Source organism: Magnetococcales bacterium, from assembly GCA_015231925.1.
Taxonomy (GTDB): Bacteria; Pseudomonadota; Magnetococcia; order Magnetococcales; family JADGAQ01; genus JADGAQ01.
Window position 1 is genome coordinate 1 of the sequence record JADGAQ010000103.1, and the last position, 14,479, is coordinate 14,479.

The 14,479-nt window shown below is 59.8% G+C and carries 13 protein-coding genes; 11 read left to right on the forward strand and 2 right to left on the reverse strand.

Translation table 11 applies throughout. The features are described 5' to 3' along the window. The coding region (locus HQL56_11960) for a nitronate monooxygenase (protein ID MBF0310231.1) at positions 1–984 on the reverse strand (984 nt) is incomplete at its 3' end. Between the two features lie 91 nt (positions 985–1,075). After that, positions 1,076–1,474: a hypothetical protein gene (locus HQL56_11965; GenBank protein MBF0310232.1), complete on the reverse strand. Its 399-nt coding sequence runs from the start codon at positions 1,472–1,474 to the stop codon at positions 1,076–1,078. Positions 1,475–2,060: 586 nt separating this feature from the next. Between HQL56_11965 and HQL56_11970 the strand changes: the two genes are divergently transcribed. From HQL56_11970 to HQL56_12020, 11 genes are all read left to right on the forward strand, one after another. Beyond that, a complete protein-coding gene (locus HQL56_11970; protein ID MBF0310233.1) occupies positions 2,061–5,411 on the forward strand; it encodes a chemotaxis protein CheW in 3,351 nt (1,116 codons plus the stop codon). Positions 5,412–5,458: 47 nt separating this feature from the next. Beyond that, positions 5,459–5,965, forward strand: a complete 507-nt coding sequence (locus HQL56_11975; GenBank protein MBF0310234.1) for a chemotaxis protein CheW — start codon at positions 5,459–5,461, stop codon at positions 5,963–5,965. 83 nt (positions 5,966–6,048) lie between these two features. Further along, complete coding sequence (locus HQL56_11980) at positions 6,049–7,095, forward strand: hypothetical protein (protein MBF0310235.1); 1,047 nt, start codon at positions 6,049–6,051, stop codon at positions 7,093–7,095. Between the two features lie 51 nt (positions 7,096–7,146). Continuing rightward, on the forward strand, positions 7,147–7,464 hold the full coding sequence (locus HQL56_11985) for an STAS domain-containing protein (protein MBF0310236.1): 318 nt from the start codon (positions 7,147–7,149) through the stop codon (positions 7,462–7,464). A gap of 24 nt (positions 7,465–7,488) precedes the next feature. Beyond that, positions 7,489–9,180: a fused response regulator/phosphatase gene (locus tag HQL56_11990; protein ID MBF0310237.1), complete on the forward strand. Its 1,692-nt coding sequence runs from the start codon at positions 7,489–7,491 to the stop codon at positions 9,178–9,180. A gap of 21 nt (positions 9,181–9,201) precedes the next feature. Continuing rightward, entirely contained in the window at positions 9,202–10,323 is a 1,122-nt protein-coding gene (cheB, locus tag HQL56_11995) for a chemotaxis-specific protein-glutamate methyltransferase CheB (GenBank protein MBF0310238.1), read from the forward strand. A 43-nt stretch (positions 10,324–10,366) separates the two neighbouring features. Then, on the forward strand, positions 10,367–11,224 hold the full coding sequence (locus tag HQL56_12000) for a protein-glutamate O-methyltransferase CheR (GenBank protein MBF0310239.1): 858 nt from the start codon (positions 10,367–10,369) through the stop codon (positions 11,222–11,224). Positions 11,225–11,234: 10 nt separating this feature from the next. Continuing rightward, positions 11,235–11,615: a response regulator gene (locus HQL56_12005; GenBank protein MBF0310240.1), complete on the forward strand. Its 381-nt coding sequence runs from the start codon at positions 11,235–11,237 to the stop codon at positions 11,613–11,615. A gap of 5 nt (positions 11,616–11,620) precedes the next feature. After that, entirely contained in the window at positions 11,621–12,088 is a 468-nt protein-coding gene (locus HQL56_12010; GenBank protein ID MBF0310241.1) for a chemotaxis protein CheX, read from the forward strand. Between the two features lie 195 nt (positions 12,089–12,283). Further along, positions 12,284–12,646 carry a response regulator gene (locus tag HQL56_12015; protein ID MBF0310242.1) on the forward strand — a complete coding sequence of 121 codons (363 nt, stop codon included), beginning with the start codon at positions 12,284–12,286 and terminating at the stop codon, positions 12,644–12,646. Positions 12,647–12,712: 66 nt separating this feature from the next. Then, positions 12,713–14,320, forward strand: a complete 1,608-nt coding sequence (locus tag HQL56_12020; GenBank protein MBF0310243.1) for a CBS domain-containing protein — start codon at positions 12,713–12,715, stop codon at positions 14,318–14,320. Positions 14,321–14,479 lie beyond the last annotated feature (159 nt).

Consider the following 14,479-nt stretch of genomic DNA (forward strand, 5'->3'; position numbering starts at 1 on the left):
CAACGGCTGGGTCAACTCCTCCAGCACCTCTTTCACCGGCTGGATGCGCTTCACCAAACCCACGCTCTGCCCCATCATCACGGAGCCATGTTCCACATCCCCGTCGATGGCGGCGCGGCGCAGCGCCCCCACCCAGAAATGTTCCAGCTCCAACTGGGCATCCCGCTTCTCCTTGAGGCCGGCACGCACCTCCTGAATCAGCTTCAACTGCAGGGCGTTGAACTCGTGGGTGCCCTTGTTGGCCATGGCGCGCACCGGAATCACCGGCAGGACGTCATCGAACTGCACCGTCACCACCGCATCTCGGGCATTGGCCCGGATGAAGGCCTGTTTGAACCGCTCGTGGGCCACACATTCGTCCGTGCAGACGAAACGGGTGCCCACCTGACACCCCGCTGCCCCCATGGCCACCATGCCGGCCACCATGCCGCCATCGGCAATTCCTCCCGCCACGAAAACCGGCACCTCCGGAATGTGCGGCAGAATCTCCTGCACCAGCACGCTGGTGGCCACCGGCCCCACATGTCCGCCCGCTTCATGCCCTTCCAGAATCAAGGCATCCACGCCGTGACGCACCAGCAGCCTGGCCAGCGACAACGCCGGTGAAAATCCCAGAACCTTGACCCCACCCTCTTTGAGACGACGAATCGAATCCCGCGACGGCACCCCCCCCGCCAACACGCAGTGGCCAACCCCCTCCGCCACCACCATGTCCAAAAGCGCCGGCAACTCGGGGTGCATGGTGATCAGATTCACCCCGAAAGGCCGCCCGGTCAACGCCCGGGTGGCGCGGATCTCCTCCTGCAACCGATCGGGCATCATGCTGCCCCCCGCCAGCACCCCGAACCCCCCGGCTTCGGAGATGGCCGCCACCAGATGCCGCTCCGACAACCAGGACATGGCCCCGCCCAGAATGGCCAACGGCACACCCAGAAAATCACAGCCCCGTTTCCAGGACGCCCGCATACGCTCCTGCAACTCCATGCCTCACCTCCAAAGCATCAGACGCAAAAAGCCGGGTTGATCCACATCAACCCGGCTTTCCGCAGCCATCGATCCGCCTGTCAAAACACCGTTACGCCGCTCTGGCCGCTTCCTCGGATTCCAAACGCTCCCGCTCTTTGTTGCGGAACTCCAGGCTTTCGGCACGGAAACGCCGGGCCGTCTCGGGCATCAGACACACTTGCAAACGCTCTTCCAAACGACGCAGGGCCCACTTGGGGTCGATGTTCACCAGCGAGCAGATCCAGTTGAACGAGCCCGGCTCCATGGACACCGAATGGAACCACTTCTTGAGAGTGCGATAATCGTAGCGGAAGACCGGATCATCCATGACGGAGGGATCCTGCCGATACCGCTCCAGAGCCACCAGATCACGGACCGCGCGATCCATGACCGCCATCCACAGATGGGTGTCGTTGTTATCGAAAACCGGCTCGTCCAGAATTTCACCAACCACGTTCGACTTTTTCATGGTACTCTCGTCTCCCTTCCCTGCCTGATCAAACGATTCCATCGCCGATGTGCTTTTCAATCAAAGATTCCGCGCCGGTTCTGGCGTCCTTTTTGTATGTCGAACCGGATGATGCTATACTGGCTGGTCGAATGGGAACGTACACAAACGGCAACGGCCCGAAAGGGCCGAAGCAACCGATACCCGACTCCGGAATGAGTCAAAACCACGGCACGCCCTGCAGAAGAGGAAGGGGCTGTGAGAGCCCAATCCCTGCGTGGCTGCCGGGTCCGCTCCTCTAACCGTCGCCAATCATGTTTTAATCGTAGCGGTTATGAGCAAAAAATGATATAGAAATTTTCTGAATGCGCCAAAAAATTGTTACATGGCGACAAAAACCCGTTACAAACCCACGGGTTGGAAGAAAGAGTGGCAGGAAGCCGGGGTCAGCGGGTATCAATACGCTGGTTCGCAGGGGGTGGTGCGCATTTGCCTTTGTTCTTCCCAGCTTTCCGCATTACCATGAGCCACTCAAACGTTCAATACCCCTGCAACCGCAGTGGCAGGTTCCTTTTTCCTTCCGGATGCATACCGAAAGGATGCTGGCATGGCCGATGAAAAAGACGAAAACGATGAACTTCTGGGCATGTTCGTGCAGGAAGCCGGCGAACACCTGGACACCATCGAGCCGGATCTGCTGACACTTGAAGAGAAAGGTTCGTCCACGGAACCGGAAATCATCAACCGGCTCTTCCGTGGCGTGCATTCGATCAAGGGTTCCGCCGGCTTTTTCGGGCTGACGGCGATCACCAAGCTGAGCCACACCATGGAGAATCTGCTCGGCAAGGTGCGCGAGAATCCCCAGGTGGCTTCCCCGGAGATCACGGACAGCCTGCTGGCGGGCCTCGACAAGCTGAAGAGCATGATCGACGATGTCAATTCCAGCGAGTCGGTGAACGCGGCGGACGAAATCGCCCATATTCAGGCCATCCTGGATACGCTGGACGGTGGCAAGGGCGCCGCCCCCAAGGCCGCGCCGCCCCCGGTCACGGCGGCTCCCGCCCCCGTGGCGGAGGAGATCCCGGAAGAGAGCGCACCACCTCCTGAGGAGGAAGCCGCCCCCCCCGCCGCCGAAGAAGGCGGACACGAGGAAGAGAGCGCGGGCCAAGCCACGGAGGAAGAAGCCTCCGTCGATCTGGACCTGGAACGCTTCCCGGAAGCCGTCGCCCATGCCATCACCCACGGCCAGCGCTTTTTCATGGTGGAGCTCACCCTGTCGGGCTCCGCGGACGAGAAACAATCCTATTTCCGTAAGACCAGCGCCCTGCTGGAATCGGTCGGCACCCTCATCGGCTCCGCCCCGGACGTGGGAGACGGCAGCCAGAAGGCCGGTTTCGCCGCCGTGTCGGCCATCGGGCTGCTGTTCGCCACCGTTCTGGAACACGATCTGCTGCAGACCCTGACCCAGATTGCCGGGGACAGCATCCGGGAGATCCAACCACCGACCCATCTGGTCAAAACGGCGGCCAAAAAGGCGGTGCGCGCCGCCGACCCCCAGGTGATCCCCCGGGTCGTCGCCCCCGTGGCGGTGGTGGAACAAGCCGCATTCGAGATGGAGGAGACCCGCCCCCGCCTAGTCAAACCTCCCCAGCTCAAGGCCCGGGTGGACAAGATCCTGGGCGTAAAAAAGACCTCCAGCGACGCCGCCCAGACGGCCAATCCCGCCGCTGCCGCCGCGCAACCCTCCATGGAGGAGACCCTGCGCGTCAGCGTCTCCCTGCTGGACGAACTGATCAACAACGCCGGCGAACTGGTGCTGGCCCGCAATCAGCTCACCCGGGCCGCCGCCGAAGTCACCGCCAAGTTTCCCAACATGTCGCCGCTGATCCAGAACCTGGACTCCATCACCAGTCGCATCCAGGAAAAGGTCATGCAGGCCCGCATGCAGCCGGTCTCGGTGGTCTTCAACAAGTTTCCCCGCATCATCCGCGATCTGGCCCGCAAGCTGGAGAAGAAGATCGACCTGGAGCTGCGCGGCGGCGATGTCGATCTGGACAAATCGGTCATCGAACACCTCTCGGATCCGCTGACCCACATGATCCGCAACGTGGCCGACCACGGCATCGAAACCACGGAAGTGCGCCTGCAGCGCGGCAAGCCGGAGGCCGGTCAGGTGGAGTTGGCCGCCTATCACGAAAACGGCATGGTCAACATCTCCCTCTCCGATGACGGCGCGGGCATCGATGTCAACCGCATCAAGATGAAGGCCCTGGAAAAGGGCATCATCACCGAACACCAGGCGGACGTGATGAGCGAAGAGGATGCCATCATGCTCATCTTCGCCCCCGGACTCTCCACCGCCAAGAAGGTCTCGGATGTCTCCGGACGCGGCGTGGGCATGGACGTGGTGCGCACCAACATCGAAAAACTGGGCGGCACCGTCCACATCGAATCGAAACTGGGCAAGGGCACCCGCATCATCCTCAAACTGCCCCTGACCCTGGCCATCATTCCGGCCATGATCGTCTCCGCCGGAGACCAGCGCTTCGCCATTCCGGAAATCGGCCTGGTGGAGATCGTGCGGGTGGCGGAGGGCGACCGCGCCAACCAGATCGAAATGGTGGGCAGCGCCCCGGTGCTGCGCCTGCGCAACATCCTGCTGCCCCTGGTCAACCTGACCGACGTGCTGGGCATTCAACGCACCTTCCCCCGGGGCTCCGATTCCCCGGACCGTCGGGATCGTCTGGTGGATCGCCGCTCCCAACGCCGCAAGGCCGAAGCCGGCTCCGCCTCGCCGGTACGCAAGAATGCCCTCAAAGCCACCGAGCGACGCGATTCCACGGAGGATCGCCGTCATCCCGGCGGCTTGGTGGCCTACGTCATGGTCCTCAACGTCGGCGGCAACGAGTTCGGCATGGTGGTGGACGAGGTCCTCGACAACGAGGAGATCGTGGTGAAACCTCTGCCCAACTTCTTCAAGGACAACCCCTGCTTCTCCGCCACCACCATCCTGGGTGACGGCTCCGTGGCCCTGATCATCGACTACGCCGGCGTCATGGAACAGGCCAGCATCAACTTCAGCAACGTGGAACGCGCCGCCCGCATGGATCTCGACGACGAACGCCGGGCCGCCCTGCGCGAGAAGCAGAACATCATCCTGCTCGAAACCGGCAGCGGCCTCTTCATGGGCATCGTCCACAGCATGGTGCGCCGCGTGGAGAAGATCCGCCCCGACCTGATGGTCAACATCGGCGGCATCCCCTATGTGCGCTACGACCGCAAGACCTTCCGCGCCATCTTCCCGGATCGCGTCCTGGGGCTGGAAGGCATGGGCAGCGGCGACGGGGAGACCGACGAGGAAGGCTTCATGTGCATGGTGGTGCCCAATATCCCGGACATGCAGGCGGGTCTCATCTTCTCCCGCATCATCGACACCCGGGAGACCATCATCGATCTCGACACCCGTGCCATCCAGAGCAGCGGCCTCTTCGGCTCCGCCCAGATCGACGACCGGGTGGTGCTCTTTCCCGACGTACACGCGGTCTTCGAACAGGCCGGCATCCCCCATCCCCATCCGCCACCGAAGGTCGACGCCTCGGGCCTGCGCACCCTGGTGGTGGACGACACCCCCTTCCTGCGCGTGCTCACCTCCACCTATCTGCAAAGCATCGGTTTCGAGGTGGATCAGGCCGAGGACGGCGCCATGGCGTTGGATTTCCTCAAGAGCCACGCCTACGACCTGCTGGTCACCGATCTCAACATGCCCGCCATGGACGGATTCGAACTGGCTTTGGAAATGAGCACCACCCGCAACGCCGACGTGCCGATGATTGCCACCACCTCCTCCCTCTCCACGGATCTGGAGCAAAAGTGCTATCGCACCGGCTTCGTCAACTGCGTTCCGGCTATCGACAAACACAAGTTGCTGGCCGCCGTTGCCGAACTGCAACCGGAATAGGAATGAGACATGTCTTGCGAACCTCTCCCTAGCGGAAGGAACCCACCATGCTCGTGAGCACCTTTACCCTGGGCGATCTCTACCTGGGCATCGACATTCTGCTGGTACGGGAGATCAACCGTTCCATGGAATGCACCCCCGTGCCCGGCGCCCCCGACTACATCCGCGGCATGCTCAACATCCGCGGTCGGGTCATCACCCTCTTCGATCTGCGCAAACGCCTGGGCTGGTCCCAGGAGGACAACGGTTCAGGGGGCACCATGCGCAAGCAGTACAACGTGATCCTGAAAACTCGCAACGAGGTCACTCAGATCAACCGGAAGCTGGCGCAGACCAAATGCACCTGGCAGGATCCGGTCGGTCTGGTGGTCGATCAACTGGGTGACGTGCGGGATATCGTGGACGACAACATCCAGCCGACACCGGCCAACCTGAGCGGCATCTCCGCCGACTTCGTGGACGGGGTGGTGGAGTTCGAACGCAATCTCCTGGTCATTCTGGATGTAGCCAATGTCCTGGGGATCGAAAAAGCGTCCAGGAACAGTGCCGCATGAAACCGGGGCCTCTCACCGCCATACTTTCCCGGACGGCATTGGGGGAAACGGCGCCCTCCCTGTCCTGGCGGACCCGGTAGCCCATGGACAGCGCACTTCAGGCCCTGCTGCACGAAATTCGCGACCAGTTCAAGGCTGAAACCGCCGATCTGCACCTGGAGATCAGCCAGGTTCGGGGACTGGTGCAGGACGCCATCGTCAAGCTGGCGGAAAGCTTCAACGGGCTGCGGGATCAGGCCAATACCCAGATGTCTCTGGTCACCTCCCTGACCTCCAGCATGGACACCAGCGACTCCTCCTCCAACGCCCCGAAAGTCCCGGGCAGCGACAGTGCGGAGAGCGGAGGGGACGGTCACCAGAAGATCAATATCCGCCAGTTCGTCGCGGAGACGGATCGGATTCTGCGCTCCTTCGTGGATCACATTCTGCTGGTCAGTCGCCAAAGCATGGAGATGGTGCATCGGGTGGACGATCTCTCCACCCAGATGCATCAGGTGGTGGATTTTTTGAAGGATATCAACTCGATTGCCGAACAGACCAACGTGCTGGCCCTGAACGCGCGCATCGTTTCCGCCCGGGCGGGAGAGGCCGGACGGGCCTTCGCGGTGGTGGCCGATCAGGTGCGCAAGCTCTCCCGGGATTCGAACCAGTTTTCCAACCAGATCAACGAAGTGGTGCGCAACGCCCAGGACAACATCGAATCGGCCAAGGACATCATCGAACTCATGGCCTCCAAGGACATGAGCTTCGCCATCGAATCCAAGGGGCGGGTGGATGAAATGATGGCGGAGATCAGCGAAATCGACCGTTTCACCGCCATCACCCTTGCCAAAGTTTCCCAAATCACCGAAAACATCAATCAGAGTGTGGGCCTGGCGGTCATGTCCCTGCAGTTCGAGGACATGGTCACCCAGCTCACGCAAAGCCAGGAGAGACGCCTGAAGATGCTGGAGACCTTTACCGAGCATCTGTGTTGCGGCTGCGCCCCCTGGGATCCCGGTTTGAGCGCCGGGGATCGCCTGGCCCTGGCCCGAAAATCCCTGGAAGATTTCCAGGCGCTTTCCGCGGCCAACAGCCACAAGGCCGTGGATCAGAAATCCATGGACGAAGGGGATATCGAGCTGTTTTGAAACCGGGGCAACTCCCTGGTCCCATTTTTCAGCCACCAAGCAGGAGGAGCCATGTCTGGAACCATCACCGTCACCCACGGGGACAATGAAACCCAGATCAGCATCAAGGGACGCTTCAACTTCGAGATGCATTCCCAGTTTCGCACCGCCTATCAGGGCAATTTGAGCAGCGAAGCCAAAAAGAAGCGCAAGTTCACCATCGATCTGGCCGGCACCGAATACATCGACTCCTCGGCCCTGGGCATGCTGTTGCTGCTGCGGGAAGAGGCCGGCGCCAACGAGGCCAATATCGAAATCGTCAATGCCCGTCCGGAGATCCGCAAGATCCTGGAAACCGCCAACTTCCAGCGCCTGTTCAAGATTCTGTAGCGTGGATGGTCTTCGGCATCCTGCATGAAGATTCTGATCGTTGACGATGATCGCATCAACAGCACCATCCTGCAGCGCCTGTTGAGCCGGGACGACCACACGGTCATCACCGCCTCCAACGGACGCGACGGGGTGGCGCTGTTCGAAGCCGAGCACCCGGATCTTGTCTTGATGGACATTCGCATGCCCCTCATGAACGGCTATGAGGCGGCGCGCGACATCAAGGCGCGCAGCAGCGACCGCTTCATTCCCATCATCTTCCTGACGGCCGTCACGGATGATGAGGGACTGGCGCGGTGTATCGATGCCGGAGGGGACGACTTTCTCACCAAACCCTTCAACCGCATCATCCTGCAGGCCAAGATCGACGCCATGGAGCGCATCCAGCAGCTGCATTCGGTGTTGCGCGCCCAGAAGGAGCTGTTGGAAAGACATCAGGAGGCGGTACGGCAGGAGCTGGAGTTCGGCAACTTCCTGTTGACCAACATCGTGCGCAGCGGCCATTTGCAGGACGCCCCCTGCCTGAACCACTGGACCGCTCCCATGTCCCTGTTCAACGGGGATCTCCTGGTGGCCTCCTACACCCCCTCGGGCGGGCTGCACATTCTGCTGGGCGATTTCACCGGACACGGACTCTCCGCCGCCGTTGGCGCACTGCCCCTTTCCGAAATCTTCTACGAAAAGACGGCTCAGGGCTTCTCCATCGGTGATCTGGCCGAGGAGATCAACGACAAGCTGGTGCGCATCACCCCCACCCGCATGTTCTGCGCCGCCTGTCTCATCGAAATCGACTTCCGGCAGAAGAGCATCATGGTCTGGAACGGCGGTCTGCCGGACGTGCTGATCGTCGATCAGCGGGGTCAGTTGGTGCGACGCATCCCCTCCAGCCATCTGCCCCTGGGGATCGTGCCCATCAATCCGGCGGGCCGCAAGGTGGAGATCATCGAGATGCGGGAAGACTATCGGGTCTTCCTCTTCTCCGATGGTTTGACGGAGACGGTGAACACCAGCGGAGAGATGTACGGCACTCAGAGGCTGGAGAGCCATTTCGACGGGGCCACGGCTCCGACCCGGCTGTTCGATGCCATACGGGACGATCTGCTGCAATTCCGCGGGGAATCGCCTCAAACGGATGATATCAGCCTCATCGAGATCGTCTGCGCCAAGGCCTGCGAAGAACCGGTGGAGCAGCGCCGTCTGATCATCGGCAAAACGATCCTGCCCTCCCGTTGGGAAGCCTCTTTCTGCTTCAGCGCGGATACGCTAAAATCGGTGGATCCGCTGCCCATCGTGATCAACGCCTTGATGAATCTCCAGGCTCCTCCCGGGCATCGGGAAAGAATCTACACCGTTTTGGCCGAGCTTTTTTCCAACGCTCTGGATCACGGACTGCTGAGGCTGGACACCCGCACCAAAACCACGGCCACGGGTTTTCACCAGTATTACAGCCTGCGGGAGAGCCGCCTGGCGGGATTGGCGGAGGGATTCATCAAGGTGGTCCTGAAGCACGAACCGGAACACGACGGGGGGCGGTTGCACATTCGGGTGGAAGACAGCGGAGAGGGATTCGATTCCCTGGGAGTCCATTCCTCGCTGGAGGACAACCTGGACCATGGCGGTCGAGGCATCGCCCTGATACGCTCCCTGTGCAGTCAGCTGGAATATCAGGGATCAGGCAACATTGCCATGGCGGTCTATCGCTGGACCATGTCCTGAACTATCGAGAAGGAAGAGTCTATGTCACGCCCCATCAAGGTCATGGTGGTGGACGATACCATCACCTACCGCATGATCATGAAAAAGGTCGCGGAAACCATCCCCGGGGTGGAAGTGATCGATGCAGCCTCCAATGGTCAAGTGGCTTTGGACAAGCTGAGTCGGGTGGTGGTGGACGTAGTGCTCCTGGATGTGGAAATGCCGGTCAAGGACGGTTTGGCCACCCTGAAGGAGATCACGGCGCGGTTTCCGCAGGTGACGGTGGTCATGGTCAGCGGCACCTCCCGTTCCAACGCCAACATCGTCATGGAGTGTCTCAACGCGGGGGCGCTGGATTTCGTCACCAAACCGCTGGAAAGCAACATCAGCCGGGCGCACGACGCCCTGCGGCTCGATCTGGAACCGATCTTGACGGTTATCGGACAGAAAAAGAGCCGGGAGGCGGAAGTCCCGCCGACACCACCCGCAGTCGCCAAGCCCGCGGCAGCACCTGCGGTGCGGGTGACAGCCTCCCCCACCCCGACACCGGCCCCCGTCCGGGCAGCGGCGGCTCCCGTCGATACGGGCAATCGTCCTCAACTGCTGCTCATCGGCTCTTCCACCGGGGGTCCCGCCGCGTTGAGCCGGGTGCTGACCGATCTGGGCCGCAGGCTCTCCATTCCGGCGCTGATCGTGCAGCACATGCCGCCGGTCTTCACCGCCTCGCTGGCCGCCCAGTTGGCCAAGGCTTCCGGACTGACGGTCAGCGAAGCCCGGGTCGGTCAGCCCCTGGTGGCGGGGGAAGTGCTATTGGCTCCCGGAGGACAACACATGGCCTTGGGGAACGAGGATGGCAAACTGGTGATCACCCTCAACGACGGTCCCAAGGTCAATGAATGCCGACCGGCGGTGGATGTGCTGTTCATGTCCGCTGCGGTCCATTTCAACGGCCCATCCCTCTGCGTCATCCTGACCGGCATGGGTCGGGACGGCGCTCTGGGAGTACAGACCATGAAACGGAATCGCAAGAGCTACTGCATTACCCAAGACAAAGATTCCTGTGTGGTTTATGGTATGCCCAGATCGGTCAATGAGCTTGGTTTGGCAGATGAAACGCTGCCCCTGGACCGGATTGGACATCGCATTGCGGAACTCTGTTCCTAGCCCGAGCACCTTTATGGCCATTACACAAGAAGAATTTGAACTCATGCGAAATCTTATCCACGACCAAAGCGGAATCCTGCTTGGCCCTGGAAAAGAGTATCTCGTCGAGAACAGGTTAACTGTAATAATGCTTCAGAATGGTTGCGATAACTTCAAGCAGCTTCACCGGAAGCTTGTCGAAGACACCGGTCCCTTGCGGGCCAAGGTGATCGACGCCATGACCACCAACGAAACCCTCTGGTTTCGTGATTCCACGTTCGTCAGCGCCTTGACGGACTTCGTGGTGCCCAATCTGCTGGAGAAAGCCCGCAAACAGGGCAAGGTGCGCATCTGGTCCGCCGCCTGCTCCACCGGACAGGAGCCCTACTCCATGGCCATGCTGCTGGAAGACGGCGCTCGTCGCATCAGCAACCCCCCTCCCCCGGACCGCTTCGAAATTCTGGCCACCGATATTTCACCCTCCTCGATCTTCATCGCCTCCTCCGGTCGCTATAGCCAGCTGGCCATCTCCCGTGGCATGAGGGAACCCTTTCTGGAGCGCTATTTCACCAAAAAAGGCATGGTCTACGAAGTCAACCCGGAGATCCGTTCCCGTGTGACCTTCAAGAATTTCAATCTGAAAGACAGTTTCGTGCCGCATGGCCGCTTCGACTTCATCATGATCCGCAATGTCATGATCTACTTCGCCGACGACCTCAAGCGCGAACTCTACACCAAACTGCGTCAGTCCCTGCTTCCCGACGGCTTTCTGACCATCGGAGCCTCCGAATCCCCGCGCGGATATACCTCCGATTTCGAACAGGTTCTGGTGGGCGGAAGCGCCCTCTATCGTCCAATAGGTTCCAGTGAAGCCACGAATCCGGCTTTCCTGGCTTCGTCCACGGCCAAGACCAGTCGGTGAACGTGTCATGATTAAACTTTTGACCATCGACGACTCTCGCACCATTCGCCGGGTCATCAGCGGCATTGGCGCCATTTTGGGCTACGATGTCCTGGAAGCGGAGAACGGTCACGACGGCATCGAAGTCATCAAGCAGCATCTGGATGATATCGGTTTGATTTTGCTGGACTGGAACATGCCCGGCATGAACGGGTTGGAAGTATTGAAAACCATCAAGGGCAATCCGGCCTGGAAGCATATTCCCGTCATGATGGTCACCACCGAAGGAGAGCGGGCCTATATCATTCAGGCGATACAGGCGGGTGCCTGCCACTACCAAACCAAGCCTTTTTCCCAGGAGGAGATGGTGGCGCGCATTCTGGAATCCCTGGGACTGGGTGGCACGGTATAATAACGATGTTCGACGATACCGAAGATCTTCTTGAAAAGTTGGAGCAGTCCATCCACGAGGTACTGCAATCCACCATCTGGCAGGATCCCATTTATTTGGGCATCGAGGAGGTTCCCTCCTTTTCTGTCAGCAACAAGGTGACGGGTCTGATTCGGTTTCACGGCAGCGAGCATCCGGATGGCATGATCGGCATCTCCATGTCCAAAGCCTTTACGGCTTTTGTGGTCTCCAAGATCACCGGGCTGCCGGAAGACGACTTTACCGAGGACGATCTTCTCGACGGCGCTGCCGAACTGACCAACATGATTGCCGGGCGATTCAAATCCTCCGCCAATTTCGGCAGCACCTCCCTGTCTCCGCCCGTAGCGATTATCGGCACCCAGTTCCGTGCCATCTGGAAGACCCGACGCTCCACCATCATCTTGACCTTTCAGGTGGACAACGAGCTGTTGCAGGTACACGCCAGTTTTTGACGGGCTGCGGCACGCTGGCGGCCTCAATACTGGCTTGAAATTTGCTTATTAAATACGAGGAAACTCTCCGCATTCCCGCGCCGGTGACAGGGGGGCGTTTTTCCAAAACGGGGACCGGCAAAATGGCTCGCTTTGTTGATGTTATTTCTGGTAAAGTGGATAACTTGGACTTCTGTCAAGAGCATGGAGGATAGCATGCGTGTTCTGATTGTGGATGATTCCAGCGTAATGCGGAAAATCGTCACTCGTGGGTTGCGTCAGGCCGGATTCAAAATCGACGATGTCGTCGAAGCCGGTGATGGCGCCGAAGCCATGGGCATTCTTAAGACCGCCAAGGCGGATCTGATCCTTTCGGACTGGAATATGCCCAATATGGACGGGCTGACCTTCGTCCAGGAAGTGCGTAAGACCGGGGACAAGACGCCCATCGTCATGGTCACCACGGAAGGCGGCGAAGGCAAGGTGGATCTGGCCATCAAAAGTGGCGCCAACGGCCATATCAAAAAGCCGTTCACCCCCGAAATGCTGCAAGAAACCCTGGGGAAATTTTTTAAATAGGATCCCGGCAACTTTTGCCGAATCCGACAAGATTCCTGAAGGGCCAAGCGACGGAACGCGCTGTCCATGTCCGATGAACAAGCCATCAAGAAGTCCAGGGCGTTCTTTCTGAATTTTTTTACGCGCCTGGCCAACGATCTGAACACCCTTACGGCGGTGCCAGTGAGTTGCACCCTGAAGGAACTCACCTTGCTGCATGGCAAGGATGATCTGGAGGGGCTTTTCGAAACGGATCGGGCGGTCGCGCACGTCATCGAGGATGGCGCCCACAGCGGGGATGCCTTCATCATCCTCGACGTGTCCACGGCCATCGCCCTGTCCGGCTTCATGATGATGATGGGGCAGGCCGTCATCAACTCGCTGGTGAAAAACCGCGAATACAGCGAGGAGATTCAGGAAGGTTTCCAGGAGATCGCCAACCAAACCGTTGGCGCCTGGAACGATGCGGTCGAAGCCAAAATGAAGGGGTCGGGCGGACACCTCTTTCTGGATCTGCCGACCCATCATGTTCCTTATGGCGACTTTCCCTCTTTTCTCAATGCCAATGGCACCTACCTGGATGTTCAGGTCGAAATCCAGGTAGAAAAATTCCCTCCGCTGCCATCCTCCTGGTTGGTTTCACGCTCTTTTCTGCAAGCCCTCTTCAATGTTCAAGTATCCGGAACCGATGCCGAGATGGCCGCCGAACAGGCGGCGGGCGGGGCCTCGTCCGGTCAATCCGCCGAGGCGGGTTCCTCGTCCGTCCCGGGGAGCGGTGACGCTTCCGTTGCGGGAAGGACCAGCGCTGGCGCGGCAGGGGCTGGCGCGGCAGGGGCTGGCGCGGCAGGGGCTGGCGCGGCAGGGGCGGGGGCTGGAGGAGCGGGAGGGGCTGGCGGGGCTGGCGGGGCTGGCGCGGGAGGGACTGGCGGCGGGGGGACGTCCAATGGAGGTGGCCCCGGAGCGAATTTCGATTTCGAGCAGATGCCGGCGGGAAATCGTTTCGGTGAGGTGGAGAGGAGTGCTGCCGACGGCATGAATCTGGATGATCTGGATCTTGACGGTCTGGTCAACCAGGCGGCTTCGGCGGTTCAGGACGATGGGGATCTGGAATTCCTTGATCCCATGAATCTTGGGGGACAGCGGGGTGATGATCTGGCCATCCTGGATGGCTATGAGGAAAAAGGAGGGGATTTTTCCCAGTCCCTGTCCGATTTCGGCACATCGCGGAGCGCCCATACCTACAGCAAAGCGGACGGGTTGCCGTTGCCGGACGAGCCGGGCAGTGTGCAGGCGGTGATTACGGAAACGCCGTTCACGCTCAAGGAAGAGGACCGCATCATCAAGGCCATCAATGCCATGCGCCATGACGGGTATCGACATATTGGCATCGACCGTCAAGGCAAGCTGGTGCGCATGGTCAGTCAGAGTGATCTGCGGCAGATCATGGGGCCGTTTTTTGGCACCAAAGCCATGAGTGCCCGGGACAAGGCCATCTTTACCATTCCCCTGGGCAAGGTCAACGAGGGGCAGCAGTTGGTGACCATCTCCTTGAGCGGCACCATCAACGAAGCGGCGGATTTGATTACCGAATACAATTTGCGGGTCTTGCCGGTGGTCAGCAAGCAGGGGGTGTTGCGGGGATTCGTGCCGGTTCACGCCGTTCTGGATTATTTCCGTCGCAAAAAGCAGGGGTGAATCTTTTGACTTTCAATATGTTGTCTTTTAAAAATCAAAAAAAAGAAAATGTTTTGACTTTTTTTGTTATTTTCTAGGGCGTGTTGACATTCAATATTTCTATTCGTCATTATGACCCGTAGGAGGTCACGATCATGGATAGATTCTTACTACGTGACG